Below are 20898 nucleotides of genomic sequence, written 5' to 3'. Positions count from 1 at the left end.
GTCTTGGTGAATCCCCAAAGCATTTTTTAAATTAAAAACCTTATTATTGCCACATGCAATTTCAGCCTAAAAAATACTATTACCTAATCAGTTTTCAATATTTAGGGTATCGCTTTCATGGGTGGCAAAAGCAACCCAATGTAAAGACTTTACATTTAATGGTAGACAGAACCTTAAATTATATATTGGAAGGGAAATATTTTAAAACATTGGTTTCTGGCAGGACAGATGCCATGGTATCTGCCGAAAGCGCCACGTTTGAATTGTTTTTACAACATGAGATTGAAGACTTAAATGGGTTTTTAGCCTTATTCAATTATAATCTTCCACAAGATATTAGAGCCTTAGCTATTAAGGAAGTTGATGAGAAATTCAATATCATCAATCACCCAAAAACAAAAGAATACTTTTACTTGTTTACCTATGGCGAAAAATGTCATCCATTTTGTGCGCCTATAATGACGACCATTTTAGATGATTTAAATATCGATTTAATGAAACAAGGCGCTAAATTGTTTGAAGGCGAACACTATTTAAAATCCTATTGTTATAAGCCAACCGATAAAGGGGTGTACACAAGACAAATAGAAACCTGTGAATTAGTTGAAAACACCATTTATACAGCAAACTACTTCCCAAAAAAATCGTATCTACTTAGAGTTCGGGGAAAAGGCTTTATGCGAAACCAAATACGATTAATGATGGGGACTTTGTTTGATTTAGGTAAAGGAAATTTATCTCTTTATGACATAAAACACAGTTTGCAACCCGATGTTTTCGTAAAGATGAATTATATTGCTCCTGCCTCTGGATTAATTCTTAATAAAGTAGAGTTTGCATAACGCTGTAGTTTTTGTAATTTCAGTTCCTAAAAGCAAATCATCAAAAAAAACGACAATGAGTTTTACTGTACCAAAAGCAGCCCTAGATTTCTTTAAGCAATTAGAAAAAAACAATAACAGGGATTGGTTTAACGAACGAAAAAAGGAGTTCAAAACCATTGAGGCCGAAGTAAAAAGTGTGTATCAATCAATTTTTGAAACACTTAATACTCATGATGACATCGATAAAATGAAGATGTTTCGAATTTATAGAGATGTCCGTTTTTCAAAAAACAAACTACCCTATAAAACCCATTTTGGAGGGTCTTTTCATAGAACGAAGCCCAAATTAAGAGGTGGATATTATTTACATATTCAACCTAATAACGAAAGTTTTATCGCTACGGGGTTTTGGGAACCAAATTCTGCAGATTTATTACGCATTAGAAAGGAGTTTGAAATGGATGACAGCGACATCCGCGATATTTTAGCTAACAAAGATTTTAATTCTGTTTGGGGTGATACCTTTGTTGGTGATGAAGTAAAAACAGCACCTAAGGGATTTAGCAAAGAGCACAAAGCCATAGATTTAATTAAGAAGAAACAATTTATTTTCACCAAAAAATATACTGACAAAGAGGTTTTGGGTTCTGATTTTTTAGATGATGTAACCGCATCATTTAAAGCAGTTCGCCCATTTTTTGATTATATGAGTGATGTGCTTACTACAGATTTGAATGGGGTGTCATTGATTGATTAACCAACTAGGTGTCATTCCGAACTTGTTTCGGAATCTTACCGTATTACCCGTTCAGATGCTGAAATAAATTCAGCATGACATACATACCTTTCTTAGGAATTTTAAACCGCCGCCAACAACTCAGGATTCTCAAACAACTGGATTTGACTTAGGTAACGCTCTTTTACAAGGTTCATCATACGTTTATTAAGTGCTGAAGAATTTTCAGTGTAGATACTATATTCTTCAACTGTAAACAGACCAATGACCATACCTTTTACAGAATTTCGGAATTTCATATCCTTGTGAATGGCATTTTCAATGTAATCAATGCGTTTTTCCATGGTTAAATCGTAAAACACAGATTTATGCTTCACAATGTAATTTTTAAATACAGCGACTAGCAAATCGTTCTGAAGTTTAATTACCGGTCTCAAAACCAAATTTTGAAAGCGTTCTTCATTACTCATACTGTCATTGATAGAAGCGGAAGGGATGTCTGGACGAATGTCTTTTAGGTTAGATTGTCTTGGGCTCATGATTTCGGTTTTAATAAAAGTAAATATTATTGAATCCCAATTTTTGCAATCAGCTTTTTAATTATTAACGCGTTATCAACAAAGGCAAGCTGGTTAGGCTTAAATGCAAAATCCCTCAGGGATTTAAATCTCTAAGGGATTTTAAACTTTATAGTTATTAAATCTGACTGATACCGCCGTCTATTTCTAACTCGGCACCATTAACATAAGAGCCTTCGTCAGATGCTAAAAATAAAGCTGCATTAGCGACTTCTTCAGACTTTCCGAACCTGCCAAGTGGTACTTGAGAAGCAAAGCCTTTACCCATATCTTCAACAACATCTTGAGGCAAGCCCATTTTGCTGTATATAGGTGTTTCTATAGGGCCTGGTGCAATAGAATTCACTCTAATTCCACGTGAACGTAATTCAGAAGTTAGTACGCGAGAATAAGCACGAATAGCGCCTTTGCTAGCGGAATATACCCCTAAACCATCAAAACCTTTTTTATGAACTATAGAACTTGTAAAAAGAATTGAACCACCATCGTTTAAAGATGGAAGCGCCTCTTTTACAGTAAGCATAGGGGATTTTACATTAATGTTGAAAATCTCATTATAGTGTTCTTCTGTTATATCTGTGGCTGGAGATACCGGTGCAATTCCAGCATTTAAAAATAAGATATCAATATTACCGTAATGCGCCGTGGCCTCACTAATCAATCTTTTGTTATCCTCTGGTTTACTAGCATCGGCTAATACTGTAATAAAATCGCCTTCTAAATCTTTAGAAACCTCGTCTAATGCCTCTTGTCTGCGCCCCGATAATACAACCTTTGCACCTTCTTTAAGATATAATTTGGCTGTCGCTAAACCAATACCGCTGTTGGCCCCTGTTATTACTGCTACTTTGTTTTTAAGTTTACTCATGATGTTTAAAATTATTTATTTGAAACAATCGTTTCAAATAAGGTTAAAAAAAATTATTTTAATGTTTGTAATATTGTTTCTATTAAGATTTTTAAATCTTTCTTTTTAGAGAATAATATACCTGTAGTCCTAAATCCTTGAATAGAAGAATACATATATAAAGCATATTCTGAAGCTGTTCGTTTGTTATTAATAATACCTTCCTCTTGAGCTTTACCAATTAAATCAGTGAGAAAATCAATAAAAGAAGTCATGTTAGCATCTAAAAATTTAGAAATTACAGATTCTTGATTTCCCATTTCTGTGGCACAGTTGGTAAGAAGGCAGCCCATATCTCTATTGTCTTGCAAGATATCTTCTAAATACAATTCCAATAGTAATTCAATAGCTTTTAATCCATTATCGGCATTATTTATCCGTTCATTTATTTTATTAAAATTATCTTCTTTATAAGATTTTAAACAAGTCATAAAAAGATTTAACTTTCCACCAAAAGAATTGTAAATACTAGATCTATTTAAACCAGTAGCATCTACCAAATCCTGCATAGAAGCAGCATTGTATCCTTTTTCATGAAAGACCAATGTGGCTTGTTTTAAAACCTGTGCTTTATCGAATGTTTCTACTTTTGGCATTTTATTTGAAATGAACGTTCCAAAATTAAAAATTTATTTAAAAGCACAATGTTAAAATTTTGTTATTCTTAAAAAAACATATAAAATGGAAGGTATTTACTTAAATTTGATGAAATCTCAATAAAATGAAATTCGGAAGCGTAGACAACCCACAAGATATAGATTTCACCTTACCACAAGACCACCCAAAAACTAAAAACGTTTTAAACAAGGTTAAAGATGACAACGTTCCTGAAATTTACGTTGGTTGCGCTAAATGGAATAGGGCAGATCTTAAAGGGTTTTATCCAAGAGGGACAAAAGATGAACTGGGGTATTATTCAAAACAATTCAATTCTATTGAACTTAACGCTACATTTTACAGGATTTTTCCAGCTGAACAGTTTTCTACTTGGTATGATAAAACACCACCAGGTTTTAAATTCTTTCCGAAATTAAATCAAGAGATAAGTCATTGGAAACGCTTAAACGAGACCAAAGCAGTTGTTGAGCATTATCTATACAACGCTTCTGAATTAAAGGAAAAGCTGGGGACCATTTTTTTACAGATGCATAATAATTTCGCACCAAAGGATTTTGGTCGGGTAGTAAGCTTTGTAGAGACTTGGCCAAAAGAAGTACCATTAGCCGTAGAGTTCAGACACACAAACTGGTACAATGATAAAGCAGTGGCCAACGAATTGTATAATCTTTTAGAAATCAATAATATTTCGAATGTTTTGGTTGATACTGCTGGAAGGCGAGATTTAATGCATATGCGTTTAACCAACGCTACCGCATTTGTGCGTTATGTTGGCGCTAACCATGAAACAGATTATACTCGCCTAGATGATTGGGTTGAAAGACTAAAGCAATGGCAAGAACAAGGCGTAAGGGAAATAGATTTTTTCATACATCAAAATATTGAAAAAGAATCTCCTCTTTTATCGGCTTACTTTATAAGGAAGCTTAATAGTGCATTGGGTACCAATCTTAAAATACCCAATGAAGAAAAACAACAAAAATTACTCTAAAAAAAACATACATGAGATTTCACACAAGAAAATGGATTAAACCAGAAGATTTAAACGCCAACGGAACACTATTTGGCGGCAGACTTTTAGAATGGATAGATGAAGAAGCGGCTTTGTACAGCATTGTTCAATTGGAAAACCAAAAAGTGGTTACCAAATATATAAGTGAAATTGACTTTAAAGCATCTGCAAAACAGGGAGATGTCATAGAAATAGGGATAAAAGCCATAAAATTCGGAAAAGCTTCATTAACTCTTGGTTGTGAAGTTAGAAACATGATGACCAGGGAAACCATAATAACTATTTCAAATATAGTTATGGTAAACATTGGACTGGACGGGAAGGTCAAGCCTCATGGGAAAACAAAAGTAGAGTACGTAAAGGACAGAGTTTCCTGAAGCGCATAGATAATAGCTGTAAAGTGTAAAGGCTACTCATTTGGTTTAAAAATTATAAGTAAATTCAATCTTATGTTGAATAAAATATAATTTTAACAACCTACTTCATCAATTTTATAAAAAGTTAACAACAAAGCCTATCAAAGCTTTAGATAACTGTAATAATATTTTAACTTTGTGATCCTTTAAAAGCTCCTATCACTTGATTTTATTGAGTATAAAGCAGAATTAAAACATTAATAAAGATATTTATGAGCAAGACATTATTTGACAAAGTGTGGGATTCGCATGTTGTTAGAAAAATTGAAGATGGACCAGACGTGTTTTTCATAGACCGTCATTTTATTCATGAAGTAACAAGTCCTGTTGCTTTTGTTGGATTAAAAAGCCGTGGTATTGGTGTAATGTATCCAGAAAAGACCTTTGCAACAGCAGATCATAACACGCCAACATGGAACCAACATTTACCTGTGGCTGATCCATTATCTGCAAATCAGTTAGAAGCTTTGGCTACTAATGCTGCAGAGCATGGTATTTCTCACTGGGGCTTAGGTCATAGAAATAACGGTATTGTTCACATTGTAGGACCTGAGAACGGTATTACTTTACCAGGTTCAACTATTGTTTGTGGTGATTCGCACACATCTACTCACGGAGCTTTTGGTGCAATTGCTTTTGGTATTGGTACTTCTGAAGTAGAAATGGTATTGTCTACACAATGTATCATGCAGCCTAAACCTAAAAAGATGCGTATTAACGTAAACGGTAAATTAGGTTTTGGTGTAACACCTAAAGATGTTGCTTTATATATCATTTCTCAACAAACCACTTCTGGTGCTACAGGATATTTCGTAGAGTATGCGGGTGATGTTTTTGAAGACATGACTATGGAAGGTCGTATGACCGTTTGTAACTTATCTATAGAGATGGGTGCTCGTGGTGGTATGATTGCACCAGACGAAAAGACTTTTGAGTACATAAAAGGAAGAAAACACACACCAAAAGGGGCAGATTGGGATAAAGCTATGGAATATTGGCAAACCCTTTATACTGAAGAAGGTGCTGAGTTTGATGCTGAATTTAATTATGATGCGGCCGATATAGAGCCTATGATCACCTACGGAACTAATCCAGGTATGGGTATTGGTGTTACTAAATCAATTCCAATGGCTGAAGAGGTTGAAGGTGGTGTGACTACTTACAAGAAATCACTTGGTTACATGCAGTTTTCTGAAGGTGAGGATATGATCGGCAAAACAGTTGATTATGTGTTTTTAGGATCTTGTACCAATGGACGTATAGAAGACTTTAGGGCTTTCTGTTCTATAGTAGAGGGTCGTCAAAAAGCAGATAACATTACAGCTTGGTTAGTACCTGGATCTCATAAAGTAGTAGACCAAATTAAAGAAGAAGGTTTAGATAAGATTTTAGAAGCTGCTGGTTTTGTGTTAAGAGAACCTGGTTGTTCTGCTTGCTTAGCAATGAACGATGATAAAGTACCTGCTGGAAAATTAGCGGTATCGACCTCTAACCGTAACTTTGAAGGCCGTCAAGGACCAGGATCAAGAACATTATTGGCATCTCCATTAGTAGCGGCAGCCACTGCTGTTGAGGGTGTGGTAACCGATCCAAGAAAATTATTAGAAACTGCCTAAATAGGCACTCGCTTTTGGCTTCTCGCCATTAGCAAAAATTATAAATTAAAAGTTTGCCAATAGCGAATAGCTAAAGGCCAAAAGCATAAAATTATGGCTTACGATAAATTTGAAGTATTAACAAGTACAGCGTATCCGTTACCAATAGAAAACGTAGATACTGATCAAATCATTCCTGCTCGTTTCTTAAAAGCAACAGAGCGTAAAGGTTTTGGAGATAATTTCTTTAGAGACTGGAGATACGATTCTGAGGGAAATCCTATTGCAGATTTTCCTTTAAACGATGATAAATACGCAGGTTCTAAAATATTAGTAGGAGGTAAGAACTTTGGTTCTGGATCTTCTAGAGAGCATGCCGCTTGGTCTGTTTATGATTTCGGATTACGTTGTGTGATTTCATCATTTTTCGCAGATATTTTTAGAAACAACTGTTTGAATATTGGTGTATTACCAGTACAGGTGTCTCCGGAGTTTGCTCAAAAATTATTTGATGCAATAGAGGCTGACCCAAAAACTGAAATTACAGTAGATCTTCCTAATCAAACAGTGACTTTGGTTTCTACAGGTGAATCTGAATCATTTCAAATCAACGGATATAAAAAAGGGAACATGCTCAATGGTTTTGATGATATAGATTATCTACAAAACATGAAAGAAGAAATCGCTTCTTTTGGAGAAACCAGACCTTTTTAATACCTCTGTCATTCAGAAAGAGGAACGACTGTTGAATCTATAGATTCTTCGCTATCGTTCTGAATGACATATAAAATTCTTTTTTAGCCCAGTGACTAAAAGACGCATAGAAATAATGGATACGACATTACGCGATGGTGAACAAACCTCGAGTGTGTCGTTTTCTGCTTCAGAGAAACTAACTATTGCCAAGCTATTACTTGAGGAACTTCATGTGGATCGAATAGAAATTGCATCTGCTAGAGTTTCTGAAGGGGAGTTTCAAGCGGTTAAAAATATCACAGAATGGGCACGAGATAACGGCTATTTAAATGCTGTTGAAGTATTGTCTTTTGTTGATAATGGTACATCTATAGAATGGATGGTAAAAGCAGGTGCTAGGGTACAAAATCTGCTTACAAAAGGTTCATTAAACCATTTAACTCATCAACTCAAAAAGACTCCAAAACAGCACTTTAAAGAAATTTCAGAAATTATTTCTTTAGCTTCGGAAGAAGGTATAGCAACCAATGTTTATTTGGAAGATTGGAGTAATGGTATGCGTAATTCTAAGGAATACGTGTTCCAGTTTTTAGACTTCTTAGCTACACAACCAGTCAAGCGTATCATGCTTCCAGATACTTTAGGGGTTTTAACACCTGAAGAATCTTTCGATTATGTAAACGAAATTAAGCAGAAGTACCCTAATTTACATTTTGATTTCCATCCGCATAACGATTATGACTTAGGAGTTTCTAACGCCATGGAAGCGCTTAAAGCTGGTGCCGACGCTTTACATCTTACGGTTAACGGTATGGGCGAACGTGCAGGAAATGCACCAATGGCCAGTACCATAGCGGTGATTAATGATTTTTTACCCAAGATAGAAATGGGTGTTAATGAGAAAGTATTATACACCGTTAGTAAGCTAGTAGAAAATTTTTCTGGTATCATGATTCCGGCGAATAAACCCGTAATTGGTGCCAATGTATTTACGCAAACTGCGGGTATTCATGCCGATGGGGATAATAAAAAGAACCTATATTTCAGCGAATTATCTCCCGAACGCTTTGGCAGAACACGTCAATACGCACTTGGAAAAGCTTCAGGGAAAGCCAATATTCAAAAGAATTTACAAGAATTAGGACTTCAATTAAACGATACCGACCTTAAAAAAGTAACGCAACGTATTATTGAACTTGGTGATAAAAAACAAGTGGTTACTAAAGAAGACCTGCCTTATATTATTTCGGACGTTTTGGATAGTGGGTCTTACGAGGAAAAAATCAAGGTTGATTCTTATGTGTTGACACACTCTAAAGGTTTAAAACCTTCAACCACAGTGGCGCTCACCATTGATGGACAGTCTTTCGAGGAAAATGCACAAGGCGACGGACAGTTCGATGCCTTTATGAATGCCATAAGGAAGGTATTCAAACGAAAGAATTTGATTTTACCCGATTTAACCGACTATGCCGTGAGAATCCCTCCAGGAAGTCAATCGGATGCACTATGTGAAACCATTATTACATGGAAAAATAGTGACCGAGAATTCAAAACTAGAGGCTTAGATTCTGATCAAACGGTATCGGCAATAAAGGCGACAGAGAAAATGCTTAACATTATTAACAATTAAGATATAAAGACTAAAATAAAAGAAATGAAATTAAACATAGCCCTTTTAGCAGGAGACGGAATAGGACCTGAAGTTATCGATCAGGCAGTAAAAGTAAGTGATGCCGTTGCTGCAAAGTTCGGACATGAAATTACTTGGAAACCAGCATTAACTGGAGCAGCTGCTATTGATGCCGTTGGAGAACCATATCCAGATGAAACACATGAGATTTGTAAATCTTCTGATGCTGTTTTATTCGGTGCTATTGGTGACCCTAAATACGATAACGATCCATCTGCACCTGTTCGTCCAGAGCAAGGTTTATTAAAGATGCGCAAGGCCTTAGGCTTATTCGCTAATGTACGTCCAACGTTTGTGTTTCCGTCTTTGTTAGATAAATCGCCATTAAAGAAAGAACGTATCGAGGGTACTGATTTAGTATTCTTACGCGAGCTTACCGGTGGTATCTATTTTGGTGAAAAGGGTAGAAGAGATGATAGAAATACAGCTTTCGACAACTGTGTTTACACAAAAGAAGAAGTAACACGTTTGGCTCGTAAAGGTTTTGAATTGGCTATGCAACGTTCTAAGCGTTTATGCTGTGTTGATAAAGCAAACGTATTGGAAACGTCTCGTTTATGGAGAGAAACAGTACAAGGATTAGAAGCTGATTATCCTGAAGTAACCGTATCTTATGAGTTTGTTGATGCTGTTGCTATGCGTTTAGTACAGTGGCCTTCAGACTATGACGTATTAATTACCGAAAACTTATTTGGTGATATCTTAACCGATGAAGCGTCTGTAATCTCTGGGTCTATGGGATTAATGCCTTCTGCTTCATTAGGATCTGATATTGGTTTATTTGAGCCTATCCACGGTTCATATCCACAAGCTGCTGGTAAAAACATAGCAAACCCAATGGCAACGGTACTATCTGCTGCTATGATGTTTGAAAGTTTCGACTTAGTTGAAGAAGGGAAAGCCATCAGGGAAGCGGTAAATAAAGCACTAGCCGAAGGTTTTGTTACCGAAGATTTAGCCGATAGTGGAAAGTCTTACGGAACAAGCGAAGTAGGGGACTGGTTAGCAAAGAACATCTAAAACTATATATATAACTAACTAACCTTGAAGAGGCCTATCAAAATATTTGATAGGTCTTTTTTTATGTCATTAGAAAATTTCGAATATATTCAGAATTGAAGAGTCTCGAGTTTAATTTTACACTCAGAATGATAAAAACTTTATTTCTCTATAGTAAACCCTGAACCCGTTGGCAATTCAAAAATCTCTAAGTCGAAAAAAGGTGTAGCGGCAATAACATGGTCAAAGATATCGGCCATGATGTATTCGTAGTTTTCCCAACGTTTATCACTACTAAACGCATAAATTTCTATGGGTAATCCCTGGGAGGTAGGCGCTAATTGACGAACCATAATGGTCATTTCTTTATTAATAGCCGAGTGATTTTCTATATATTCTTGCACATACTTTCTAAACACACCAATATTAGTGAGGTTACGACCGTTTAGAGCTAAGGATTTATCTATATTGTTTTTGGTATTGTGATTGTTAATAACAGTTTCACTACGTTCCAAATAATCCTTTAAGAGGTGTATACCCTTTAGTTTATTTATGGCTTCAGCATCTAGATATTTAACACTATCCATTTTAATGCTTAAGGAGCGTTTAATTCGGCGTCCATCAGAGCTTTGCATACCACGCCAGTTTTTAAAGGATTCTGAAATTAATGCATAGGTTGGTATGGTGGTAATGGTCATATCCCAGTTTTGCACTTTAACAGTAGCTAGTGTGATCTCTATTACCGAACCATCTGCTCCAAATTTTTCAAAGGTCACCCAATCTCCAATGCGAACCATATCGTTTATAGAAACCTGAATACTGGCAACAAACCCAAGTATCGTATCTCTAAAGATGAGTATAATCACTGCTGAAGCAGCACCAAGCCCTGTTAAAAACGTTAGGAACGGTGTTCCCGTAACAATTGCTATTGCAGACATAAAACCGGCCAGCCAAGCAAAGATCATAAAGACTTGAATATAACTGGCAATAGGTTTGTCTTTTAGGCTAGGTAAGGTCTTTAAAAAGTCTTTTGTAGTATGTAAAAGGCTTCTAACAATCCATAGTGTGAGAACCACAGCAAATACCTGAAGCCCTTTTTCAACCACAATTTCAAAATCTGGAAAATCATAGAATACAATGGGTACAAATTCCAATGCCAGTAGCAAAGGGATTATGTGTGCGATGTTTCGAGGTACTTTATTGGCCACCAATAAATCATCGAAATTAGACTTAGAAGCTTTTGCAAAACGGGTAAACATACCAAGCAAAATCTTTCTTATAATAAAATCGATTAAGAAAACGAGTATCGTTCCGGCCAAAAACAAACCAATCATATTTAGCCAAACCGCCGTATCTTCATTAATCCCTTTTTTTACCAGGAATTTAAAAAAATCATGTGCAAATTCCGGTGCATTAGATACTACTTCGGTGTTTTCGATATCTTGAATCATTTACTAACTTTTAAATAGTTGCGTTCAATAAAAAAGGTTCCAAACGGTATTATAGCTGCCAATAATACTCCTCGAAATTGCTTAGAATCCCAGTTGAGTTCGGGCTTAAGCATAAAAGCCAACACAATATACAGCATAAAAAGAATACCATGGGGCATGCCCAAAAGTTTCACGTATTGTGGATCGTCTGCGAAGTATTTTATTGGTGTTGCAATAAACAATAGGAGCACATAAGACAATCCCTCTAAAAAAGCGACTACCCTAAAAATATTTAGTAATGAAAACATGCATCAAAAATTTAAGCAAAAATAAGGCAGTCTGTTTTAAAATGGATTAATTCCCTGCAATTTTATCTTAAATTTGTAACTATAAGTAGTTTGAAACATCATTACTAAATAAGGATAAGGTAATCATTTCGACTTAATTAATAAGAAATATAAGATTATATGAAACTATAGCTTCAATTGGATGATACTGGCACAAATATTGAGCGTAGTTTCATATTAAAATAGATAATGTATCAAGTCAAGTATTTATTATCAATGAAATGAAAAAGGATGTTATGTTTGGAAGACTATTTGGGGTGGTAGTTACCTGTGCATTATTCATAAACTGTAGTGCGAAAAAGGGAATAACCACCAAAGATTTAGAAAATATTCATGCTATAGCAGCAATGGATACTATACATATTGAATCTGATTGGGCCAACCCGTTAAACTCCATCATGATAGCAAATACTGGTTTGTTACCGGCACAGTCTGTAACGGGTGACATAAGCCTTATTGGAAATTCCAATCATTTTAAAATGATAGGGGATAGTGTATCGGTCTATTTGCCCTATTATGGCGAATGGCGTTTTGCAGCACCATACAATAGCAATAATACAGCAATAACCTTTGATGGTGTTCCAATAATATCCCGAAAAACATTTAACGAAAAAAAGAAGCGCTACGAATATTACTTGGAACTAAAAACCGATACTGAACTGTTTCAGGTTAATTTAACTATCTTCCCGAATAAGGAAGCTGATATACGATTAAATAGTAGCCACAGGGCTTACATTGGTTATCGAGGTTATATTAAAGATCCTAAGAAATAACTTTAAAAGACATTAAACAGGATAAGTCCGTAAATAAAAAAACGAAGCAAACGAAGGCTACCAAATAGCATTACGTTTTTAAACGAATAACCAATAATACCGGCCGCTAAACAAGAAATTGAAAAGGGCAGTGGTAACAGAGCACCAACTACAATTAAGAAACCTCCCCATTTTTTGGTATTCTTTATCTGTTTTTCCATTTTTTCACTTAAATACCGTTTAACTTTTGGAATTCTAGTTACAAAAACGCCTAGATAATAGGTAAGTAAACCACCAAAATACGATAGTATCCCCAAGAAACTTAGGTATAACCAAGGATTGTCGAGCTTAGCCGCCCAAGCAATAAACAGTTCTGGAGGTACTAAACCGAGTAAAGTTTCAGAACCAAAAAAGAACAACAAAACACCATAGGTAGGCAAAACTTCGGTAAGCCTGGTTAGGGCTTCGTTAATATTAAAGAAATGATTAACGACCACAATGGCCACAACAGCCACAATAATGTATGGCAATGCTTTGAGCACATTTTTCCCCACAAAACTATAAAAGCCTGTATAGCTATAATACTGGTGTAAAAGTCTAATACGGGATTTACCGTAGGTCCGGGGTTTCGATTTCATTAGCAATTGTTAAGGCATGCTAAAATAAATGCTTTCTTTTATGTAAAAAAGTAAAATGGGGGATTTAACTTATTTTTAGTAGCGACTTTATAGTTTATCTATTTAACATAATATAAATTATAGAACAAATAAAGTGATTTCTGTATAACCGCAGCAACGGCTATTTACACATAATTGTAGATAAAATACCTTTTAGATTTATATCGTTAACAATTATGTTAAAAGAAATTACTGTATAAATATCCTGAAACTCATTTTAAATTAGTGCAATAGTTAAAATGTACGTTGCCAATAATAAATAAAGCGCGTTAAAACGCGCTTTAAAATATATTATGACTACTATTAACTACTGTGCAATAGCCTTTAAATGCGCATAAACAGGATTGCCTTGAGAACGCATCTCTATCTTTCGTTCAAATATTTTGATTCCTTTTACGGCATTCAATTTACCATCGGGTGAAAAGGCTTTTACAGGATAAAACTCGCCGTTTTCGGTTACAGCTTTTACATCTACTATATTACCATAACGGCTCACGCCCATAATATCTAGCTTTTTATTGTCTGCTGTTATGGCTTTAATGTCATAAATAGTGCCGTCTGTACCAAAGGCTTTCACGGGAGCATAACCTTCATCGCTATCAATAATTTTAACTGATAGTTCTACACCGCTAGCCAGAGCCTTAATATTCATAAAACTATGTTGTTCTGAATCTTGAATAGCTTTAACATCAAATGCTTCGCCATCGGCATCAAAAGCCTTGATGTCTAGATTTTCACCATCTGGGTCAACTGCTTTAATGTTCCAGATAATACGTTTAAAATCGGTAGTATACTCCCCTCTTGGGTTGTTAGCTTTTGGCATTACAAAACTATCTTCGTTTACTGCGGCATGCATTGCCTTAACATGGGCATAGATATTATGTCCTTTTAGACCCATTTCGCGATCTTGAAAATTGATTTTCACACCTTTAATATCATTAAGTTTTCCATCAGGTGAAATGGCTTTAACCGGGTAGAATTTACCTTTTTTTGTTACGGCTTTCATAATAACCACATTACCATATCTGGCAACACCAATAACATCTAGCTGGTCACCTCCTGGGATTACGGCCTTGACTTTATAGGCGCTTCCCTTTGGGTTAATGGCAACAACTGGTGCGAATTGACTTTTGCTTACCAAAATCTTAATAGGCAACTCACCGTCTTTGTCCATAGCTTTTACATCTAACAAATTATCCTGTTCCGAATTTTGGATGGCTTTTACCTTTATAGGGTTACCAGCATTATCAAAAACTTTAACATCTAAAGTCTTACCATTGGGTTGAATGGCCTTAACATTCCATAGGACCGTCTTAAATGCTGCAATATCATCGGATTCTGAGCTACTAGTGTTCGCTTTTGTATCACTGTCTTTACAACTGAAGGCAACGGATAAAAAGACTAGAACGACGAGTTTATAATAAAAATTTCTGGTGAATAGTTGGATTGGATTTTTCATGATAACATTTTACTTTTTAATGATTTAAAATTAAAAAGCAACCATGTTTTATTTCATGATATTCGTCATATACGAAAAAGTGGCACGTGAAGGAGAACAGATAACTACAAACAAAAACGAGGATGCTGTTAGGTCCTCGTTTTATCTAAGTGAAATTTTATGTTGCGACATGTAATTGAATAACATCAATTTTCAATCCACTACTTATGTTTCGATGTATAGTCTAAAACTTATTCATCTGTTTCTATTAGAAAAGGTGTTTTTCCATCGGTGATAATCACTTTACTATTATTAGATTCTGAAAGTTTATTAAACGCCTCGATACTCCTTATTTTAATAATTTCTTGAGTAAGACCTTCAGAGAGTATTTTTTGTGCATCTCTTTCGCCCTTGGCATTAATTATCTTTCTATCGGCCTCTAGCTTTTCCTGCTGTATCACAAATTCCATACGCATGGCATCTTGCTCGGCCTGTAATTTACGCTCTATAGAAAACGCCAAACCATTGGGTAATTGAATGCTTTTCATAAGCACGGCTATTAACTCAATACCATCGGCTTGCTTTTCAAGGTTAACTTTCATCTTCGCCTTGATCTCTTCTTCTATTTTAGCTCGCATACCAGAATGCATATCTTTTGCAAAAAACTGTGCACAAACATCTGAAGATGCCGAACGGAACACACTCGTAATTATAGACTCATAATCACGCCCCAAGTTTTCTAATACTGAAGGGATTTTTTCCTGTTCTAACCTGTAGAGAATTGAAATTTCCGATTTAACACTGAGCCCCTCTTTACTTGGTAAATTCAAAATGAGCTTGATGTTATTGGTTTGGGTAGACTCTTTAATCACTTTACTTGTTAAGGGGTTATAGAACACTGTACCCTCTGTAACCACTTGGTTAGAGAATTTACCCAAGGTTTGTTTAATACCGGCTTCGCCGGGCCTAATTACTGCACAGCTTAGTAGAAGCGAAGGCAGTAGGATTAACATTAAAATTTTCTTTTTCATAGCATTTTTTTTATTTAATTTTTAAGTAAAATTATGGAAGAATACATATATGTTTTTATTTATATAAATAATAATACATATAAGATTAAATTATAGGTTAAAACACACTAGTGGTTCTTACTTTCTTTAATGCCCAACCTATTTAAGTGCCTCCACAGCATAGCATTACTAAAAGAGAACAACGAAAATTTAAAAAAGGTATCTCCTTTGGTAACCCATTGGTAGTATTCTTTATTGGTTTTTATTAAATATTCTGGCTTTAACATTTTTAAATGCATTTGTGTAATAGTGTTGTTTTCCTATGCTCTAACATTATTTCTAAATCTTTAATAACGTTGTTAATCGCTTTCCTGATATTTGTTTCGCTGTGTGCAGCATAAATATTAGTACCTGGTAGACTAAGGTTTATTCCACAAATATTTTTGTTCTTTTTCTCTTTGGAAAATGTTACCGAAGCCTTGAAATCACAAGGGTAATGCCTTAAAAGTCTACGCAATTTGTAATGGGCATATCGCCTCAAGTAGGATTTTCGTTTTGCCTTACTGTTATTAAATATTGTTTCCATCTCTTTAGAATTTAAAACCTACTGCTAATAATTAAGTCGCTTTTCTATTTTGCGTTTTTTAAGAGTGATGTTTTTCATGAGCTTCATTAAATAAGGCTCTTTGGTCCTCTTATATATTTCATTAATTTTTAAAACCAAAGTCCGTCCTTCTCGAGAAGCCAAAATGCGGTCGCTGGTAGTCATGTTGGTCATACTTCTTTGGTTATATTCCATTGCGCGTTGTACTAATTCCATAATCAATTCTTTTTTATTTTATAAAATTAATAAAACAAATTCATTAGTTTTTATTTATATATTTTATAATTATCATAACAATAATTTATTTAAATACATGTTTTTTATTGCAAAAGGATTTACCTACTTAAAACTTTACACCCTATGAAACATGATACCTAATAACATTAACAATACTTATGCTTTCCATTAAAATAATAAATAAAAATATATGGAAATTAATTCAGAATTTTGCTCAAAACATAATTTCAAATTATCACATTATGAAAAAGAAAAGAACGTATTTATTTGTTTTGGCTGGCATCCTATTGGTTGTTTCTCTTACTGCTTTTGGAACCGGACAATCTGCTTCAACTTCAGGAAAAAATGCCGTTGATGTAGAACAAAATATTGTAGACAAGAATATTGAATCCGCTAGCAACGATTTTAATGATCTTGTAAAAACCAAACTGTTCCACAAAGAACAGGACAGCTATACTTTGTTCTACAGGTACCCGTTTTTAGATACTTCCAAAAACACAAGCTATCATGCATTTAATGACTATATCACAAATACGTATTTAAATCTTGATAACTCTATTAAAGATCTTTTAAATGGAGACAAATCGAGCTGTGATATTGGTTATAACCATTCGGAACGATTAAAAAGACTTGTGGATTATAAAATATACGCTTTTGATAATGACATCTTGAGCGTCCTTCTTTACAAATCCAATCAATATGAAGATGAAACCCAGTTTTCATACCTATTCAAAACCTTGAATTTTGATGTAAACACGGGTAATTTTATTTCATTTGACTCAATATTTAAACCGAATTCTGAATTACAGGTTTTAAACCTAATAAATAATACTCTGGAAACTAAAGTAAGTCTTGATGAAAAATACGAGGAATGTTGGCTCATTACTCCTGAAATCTTTATTAAATTTAAAGATAATTTCGTTTTGGATAGTGAAACGGTAAAGTTCTATTTCGATGATTGCACGATGTGCCCCGTCTATTCGGGTAACTATTTTATCGAAATCTCAAGGCAAGAACTTCTAGAATTCAGTAAGGCAAAAACCTAAAACACACTAACGGAAGGTCTTCAGATAAAAATGAGGACCTTCTCTATTTTAATAACCAGAAAACCTCGATTCTCATGAAAAAAACTACAGTTTCTACAATATCAGAATATGTTCAAATAGCTATTGGTGTCATCTTGGCTAGTATTGGTCTTAAAGCATTTCTTTTGCCCAATGGATTTTTGGATGGAGGTGTTACTGGAATAGCCATTTTAATCAACTCAACATTACACCTAAATACCTCTTTGGTGCTGATTGCGCTCAGTATTCCGTTTTTATTGTTAGCCTACTTTTCAATATCCAGGACTATGGTGTTCAAATCAATTATTGCAATAACAGGTCTGGCAATAATGATTCAGTTAGAAACTTTTAGCACTATAACAGAAGACAAGCTACTTATCGCCATTTTTGGCGGATTGTTTTTAGGGTTAGGGATAGGAATAACAGTAAAAAACGGTGCTGTGCTTGACGGTACTGAAATACTGGCAATTTACATTAATAACAAATTTGGAATTACCATTGGCAAGATTGTTTTAATATTCAACTTCATCTTATTCTCGATAACCGCCATAATTGTATCTCTTGAAATTGCCATGTACTCTATCCTAACATTTTTGGTTACCGCTAAAATTACCGATTTGATTATCGAAGGTTTTGAAGATTTTATTGGAATCATGATTGTTTCAACAAAACAAACCGAAATTAAAAAAGAGATTGTTGAAAAGCTTGGAGCAGGAATGACTATTTACAAAGGTGTAAACGGTTTTGGTAACCGTGGAAAAATAGAAGACTTCGAGGTCATTCATACGGTTATAAACAGGTTTGAATTAAGCAAAGTCAATAAACTAATAGATAGTATTGACCCCAATGCATTTGTGATGGAATTCGACGTGAACCGCATTAAGGGTGGGCTTTTAAAAAAATTCATAAAAAAAATATAAGCCATTTTCTAAATTTAATGGTACTGGGCACACTCACTTTTCTTGTTAATAACTCATACAATAGAGTTTAAAAACGGGCGTTATTATTACTTAAATTCGCTAAATCTGAAAAATGACCAACCAAGTTTTTTTAGAATGAAATACAGTATTGCCAGTATCCTCCTTGCTTTAACCCTAAGTGTGTATGGCCAAAGACCATTAAAAGACATTGATGTTTTTACCAAGGCTTTCGAAAATATACAAATCGCATCGTACACTCCTGATGATTCTTTAGTTACAACCCAACCAGATATAAAAGCGGATTATTGGGACAATACGGTGTACAGCCCTTATAAAAATGCAGTTCTCGAATTTCCATTTCAAATAAAATTTAGGGATTCTCTTTACCATGCGCCCATACATAAAGACAAGGTTGTAACTTCACGCTTTGGTTGGCGTTGGGGACGCGCACATAAAGGTATTGATATAGATCTGATTACCGGTGATAGTGTTTATGCAATATTGGACGGTATAGTTAGAATGGCTAGATATACTAGTGGTCATGGGAGAACTGTTGTAATAAGACATTTCAACGGACTAGAAACCGTATATGCACATTTATCAAGTTATGGTGTTAAAGAAAACGACACTGTTTTTAAGGGGAGTTACCTGGGTAAAGGTGGAAATTCAGGAAGGTCTAGAGGCAGTCATTTGCATCTGGGTGTAAATTATAAAGGCATAGCCATAAACCCTGAATACCTATTTGAATTTAGTGAGACCAATAAAATAAGATCACAAGAACTTTGGGTTACCGAAAAATGGACTCAGGCCATATTTCATAGTTCTAAACGTAAAAGTAAACTAGAGCTACTTACCACTGAAGATGAGGCCTTGGCCAGCCTTATTAAACAAAAGTCTATTTATGTGGTTAAACCTGGAGACACTTTGTCAAGGATTTCCAGAACAAATAACGTGAGTATAGCAGCTATCTGTAAACTTAATCACATAAAGTATAATACGGTTATTAAAATTGGACAAAAGCTTGTTATAGAAAAATAGGCTTTAATTATTACAGATTGCTCGTCCTTTTTTCACGATGCTAACCCCTTCACTTATATACATACTACCATTTGCAAGTTTATAAATTGGGTAAAACATTTGATTTCCAGTAGTAGAAGCACAAAATATACCATTAACACCGTTTTGGGATGTTATTTTCCAAGTGCCGTATTCCTGCCAATTACTTTTTTGCTCATTACCCAAAACCGTGCGTTTCACAGTGCTACCATATAAGCCATAATACCCACTAGAGCAATAATGGATTTCCAAAAAATAATAGGTACCATATAGAGCTTCACCCTCACGATATGTAATAAGCAACTGTTCGTTATTAAAGAATTTATGAAGTTCTTCGCTGGATGGATTCGTCTGTGCACTTATATTATTTGTATAAACCATTGGTAACACCACAAAAAACAAAACATAAACAAACTTTCTCATTTCTAACATATTAGCACCACAGAAAATTACAAAATAATTCAATGCAATAATGTTGTAATATTGAACAGTTGTTAAATCAACCTCAATAAAATTTGAAATTAAAAAAAGGTCAAGATTTAAATCTTGACCTTTTAAGCTAGTTTATATTAGTTTTAGAGTATGTTCTTTTTAATAGGATGCTATTTCTTTTCCTAGAATAATATCCCTTTTCGCGATCCATAGCCCTTCTTTTTTATCTAGTACAAGTATACGTTGCGGATCGGTTTTTGCAACTTCTTCCCTGCACTTTTCAGTCAATAAAGGGTCGTTGTCAAACAAAAAAGTTTCAATTTTATATTCTGGTTTATTAGGCTCTTTTATAATTGGCAAAATCTGTTTTGGTTCTTTACCATAGATAGAACTTCCTGGTACAAATGTGTATAAGGTATATTGACCATCTTGGTTAGTTCTTACCCATCCCCTATGATGTACATAACGCTTCTTATTATGTCTTTTTAACTCGAAATCTCCGTTTTCGTCTGTCTGGTGTATAAACAAGAGTACGTTCTTTGCCGGTGTAACGCCATCACTTTCGTAAATGGTCCCTGTAATTTTCAGCTTATTTTTTTGAGTAGCAAAACTTGGTATCGTGTCTACACTGTTCAAGGTTTTTTCAGAGAAATCATAAATGGGACTCCTCTTTTTATAGTTTTCTGGAATATCCTTTAGAACTACATCAGTTTCTTGTGCCGAGATCGTAAGACAGTTCGCTAAAATAAGTGCTAAAGAAGCAAGTGCAATCAAATATTTCATGGGGCTAAAGATTTAATTCACAATAAAACTATAGCAAATAAGAGCTAAAACCATAAATTCCTTATGAACTCTTA

General features: G+C 34.7%; 25 protein-coding genes. 12 read left to right on the top strand and 13 right to left on the bottom strand.

The genetic code is table 11. The features are described 5' to 3' along the window. The first annotated feature begins 53 nt into the window (after positions 1 to 53). Both M0214_RS12725 and M0214_RS12720 read left to right on the top strand, forming a co-directional pair. A complete protein-coding gene (locus M0214_RS12725; protein ID WP_248722942.1) occupies positions 54 to 842 on the top strand; it encodes a tRNA pseudouridine(38-40) synthase TruA in 789 nt (262 codons plus the stop codon). A 55-nt stretch (positions 843 to 897) separates the two neighbouring features. Further along, positions 898 to 1581: a DUF2461 domain-containing protein gene (locus tag M0214_RS12720; RefSeq protein ID WP_248722941.1), complete on the top strand. Its 684-nt coding sequence runs from the start codon at positions 898 to 900 to the stop codon at positions 1579 to 1581. Positions 1582 to 1682: 101 nt separating this feature from the next. On the opposite strand, the gene M0214_RS12715 is transcribed toward M0214_RS12720, so the two are convergent. The 3 genes from M0214_RS12715 to M0214_RS12705 form a co-directional block, all read right to left on the bottom strand. Further along, positions 1683 to 2099: a glyoxalase gene (locus M0214_RS12715; protein ID WP_248722940.1), complete on the bottom strand. Its 417-nt coding sequence runs from the start codon at positions 2097 to 2099 to the stop codon at positions 1683 to 1685. Between the two features lie 157 nt (positions 2100 to 2256). Continuing rightward, positions 2257 to 3006 carry an SDR family NAD(P)-dependent oxidoreductase gene (locus M0214_RS12710; protein ID WP_248722939.1) on the bottom strand — a complete coding sequence of 250 codons (750 nt, stop codon included), beginning with the start codon at positions 3004 to 3006 and terminating at the stop codon, positions 2257 to 2259. A 53-nt stretch (positions 3007 to 3059) separates the two neighbouring features. Beyond that, the gene (locus M0214_RS12705; RefSeq protein WP_248722938.1) at positions 3060 to 3641 is read right to left on the bottom strand and encodes a TetR/AcrR family transcriptional regulator; all 582 of its coding nucleotides are present in this window, start codon (positions 3639 to 3641) and stop codon (positions 3060 to 3062) included. A gap of 125 nt (positions 3642 to 3766) precedes the next feature. On the opposite strand from M0214_RS12705, the gene M0214_RS12700 reads away from it, so the two are divergent. The 6 genes from M0214_RS12700 (at position 3767) to leuB (ending at position 10095) form a co-directional block, all read left to right on the top strand. Then, positions 3767 to 4654 carry a DUF72 domain-containing protein gene (locus M0214_RS12700; protein WP_248722937.1) on the top strand — a complete coding sequence of 296 codons (888 nt, stop codon included), beginning with the start codon at positions 3767 to 3769 and terminating at the stop codon, positions 4652 to 4654. 11 nt (positions 4655 to 4665) lie between these two features. Next, entirely contained in the window at positions 4666 to 5052 is a 387-nt protein-coding gene (locus M0214_RS12695; protein ID WP_248722936.1) for an acyl-CoA thioesterase, read from the top strand. Between the two features lie 251 nt (positions 5053 to 5303). Next, positions 5304 to 6707, top strand: coding sequence for a 3-isopropylmalate dehydratase large subunit (gene leuC, locus M0214_RS12690; protein WP_248722935.1), 1404 nt, complete (start codon positions 5304 to 5306; stop codon positions 6705 to 6707). Between the two features lie 93 nt (positions 6708 to 6800). Next, entirely contained in the window at positions 6801 to 7400 is a 600-nt protein-coding gene (gene leuD / locus M0214_RS12685) for a 3-isopropylmalate dehydratase small subunit (protein WP_248722934.1), read from the top strand. A gap of 91 nt (positions 7401 to 7491) precedes the next feature. Continuing rightward, a complete protein-coding gene (locus M0214_RS12680) occupies positions 7492 to 9015 on the top strand; it encodes an alpha-isopropylmalate synthase regulatory domain-containing protein (RefSeq protein WP_248722933.1) in 1524 nt (507 codons plus the stop codon). Between the two features lie 24 nt (positions 9016 to 9039). Then, a complete protein-coding gene (gene leuB / locus M0214_RS12675; RefSeq protein WP_248722932.1) occupies positions 9040 to 10095 on the top strand; it encodes a 3-isopropylmalate dehydrogenase in 1056 nt (351 codons plus the stop codon). A 140-nt stretch (positions 10096 to 10235) separates the two neighbouring features. Here the strand turns inward: leuB and M0214_RS12670 are convergent, their stop codons facing one another. Both M0214_RS12670 and M0214_RS12665 read right to left on the bottom strand, forming a co-directional pair. Further along, complete coding sequence (locus M0214_RS12670; RefSeq protein WP_248722931.1) at positions 10236 to 11525, bottom strand: mechanosensitive ion channel family protein; 1290 nt, start codon at positions 11523 to 11525, stop codon at positions 10236 to 10238. Continuing rightward, entirely contained in the window at positions 11522 to 11812 is a 291-nt protein-coding gene (locus tag M0214_RS12665; protein ID WP_248722930.1) for a DUF3817 domain-containing protein, read from the bottom strand. The genes M0214_RS12670 and M0214_RS12665 overlap by 4 nt, the downstream gene beginning before the upstream one ends. A gap of 275 nt (positions 11813 to 12087) precedes the next feature. On the opposite strand from M0214_RS12665, the gene M0214_RS12660 reads away from it, so the two are divergent. After that, positions 12088 to 12624 carry a DUF4251 domain-containing protein gene (locus M0214_RS12660; protein WP_248722929.1) on the top strand — a complete coding sequence of 179 codons (537 nt, stop codon included), beginning with the start codon at positions 12088 to 12090 and terminating at the stop codon, positions 12622 to 12624. Between the two features lie 2 nt (positions 12625 to 12626). Here the strand turns inward: M0214_RS12660 and M0214_RS12655 are convergent, their stop codons facing one another. From M0214_RS12655 to M0214_RS12630, 6 genes are all read right to left on the bottom strand, one after another. After that, positions 12627 to 13241: a YqaA family protein gene (locus M0214_RS12655; protein ID WP_248722928.1), complete on the bottom strand. Its 615-nt coding sequence runs from the start codon at positions 13239 to 13241 to the stop codon at positions 12627 to 12629. A gap of 346 nt (positions 13242 to 13587) precedes the next feature. Beyond that, a complete protein-coding gene (locus M0214_RS12650; RefSeq protein WP_248722927.1) occupies positions 13588 to 14739 on the bottom strand; it encodes a hypothetical protein in 1152 nt (383 codons plus the stop codon). 230 nt (positions 14740 to 14969) lie between these two features. After that, complete coding sequence (locus M0214_RS12645; protein ID WP_248722926.1) at positions 14970 to 15749, bottom strand: prohibitin family protein; 780 nt, start codon at positions 15747 to 15749, stop codon at positions 14970 to 14972. A 107-nt stretch (positions 15750 to 15856) separates the two neighbouring features. Further along, a complete protein-coding gene (locus tag M0214_RS12640) occupies positions 15857 to 16015 on the bottom strand; it encodes a hypothetical protein (RefSeq protein ID WP_248722925.1) in 159 nt (52 codons plus the stop codon). Positions 16016 to 16017: 2 nt separating this feature from the next. Continuing rightward, entirely contained in the window at positions 16018 to 16314 is a 297-nt protein-coding gene (locus tag M0214_RS12635; protein WP_248722924.1) for an HPF/RaiA family ribosome-associated protein, read from the bottom strand. A gap of 24 nt (positions 16315 to 16338) precedes the next feature. Further along, positions 16339 to 16548 carry a hypothetical protein gene (locus M0214_RS12630; RefSeq protein WP_248722923.1) on the bottom strand — a complete coding sequence of 70 codons (210 nt, stop codon included), beginning with the start codon at positions 16546 to 16548 and terminating at the stop codon, positions 16339 to 16341. Positions 16549 to 16811: 263 nt separating this feature from the next. Here M0214_RS12630 and M0214_RS12625 point away from each other — a divergent pair, with 263 nt between their 5' ends. The 3 genes from M0214_RS12625 (at position 16812) to M0214_RS12615 (ending at position 19591) form a co-directional block, all read left to right on the top strand. After that, entirely contained in the window at positions 16812 to 17615 is an 804-nt protein-coding gene (locus M0214_RS12625) for a DUF3298 domain-containing protein (protein WP_248722922.1), read from the top strand. A 74-nt stretch (positions 17616 to 17689) separates the two neighbouring features. After that, entirely contained in the window at positions 17690 to 18553 is an 864-nt protein-coding gene (locus M0214_RS12620; RefSeq protein ID WP_248722921.1) for a YitT family protein, read from the top strand. A 135-nt stretch (positions 18554 to 18688) separates the two neighbouring features. Then, on the top strand, positions 18689 to 19591 hold the full coding sequence (locus tag M0214_RS12615) for a M23 family metallopeptidase (protein WP_248722920.1): 903 nt from the start codon (positions 18689 to 18691) through the stop codon (positions 19589 to 19591). Positions 19592 to 19594: 3 nt separating this feature from the next. Here the strand turns inward: M0214_RS12615 and M0214_RS12610 are convergent, their stop codons facing one another. Both M0214_RS12610 and M0214_RS12605 read right to left on the bottom strand, forming a co-directional pair. Further along, a complete protein-coding gene (locus M0214_RS12610) occupies positions 19595 to 20032 on the bottom strand; it encodes a hypothetical protein (protein ID WP_248722919.1) in 438 nt (145 codons plus the stop codon). A gap of 168 nt (positions 20033 to 20200) precedes the next feature. Then, positions 20201 to 20824 (bottom strand): hypothetical protein, encoded by a 624-nt coding sequence (locus M0214_RS12605; RefSeq protein ID WP_248722918.1) that lies wholly within the window; start codon positions 20822 to 20824, stop codon positions 20201 to 20203. Between the last annotated feature and the right edge of the window lie 74 nt (positions 20825 to 20898).

This window comes from Seonamhaeicola sp. ML3 (genome assembly GCF_023273855.1).
Classification (GTDB): Bacteria; Bacteroidota; Bacteroidia; order Flavobacteriales; family Flavobacteriaceae; genus Seonamhaeicola.
Note: the sequence above shows the minus strand (reverse complement) of the source record. Positions and strands in the feature narration are given on the sequence as shown.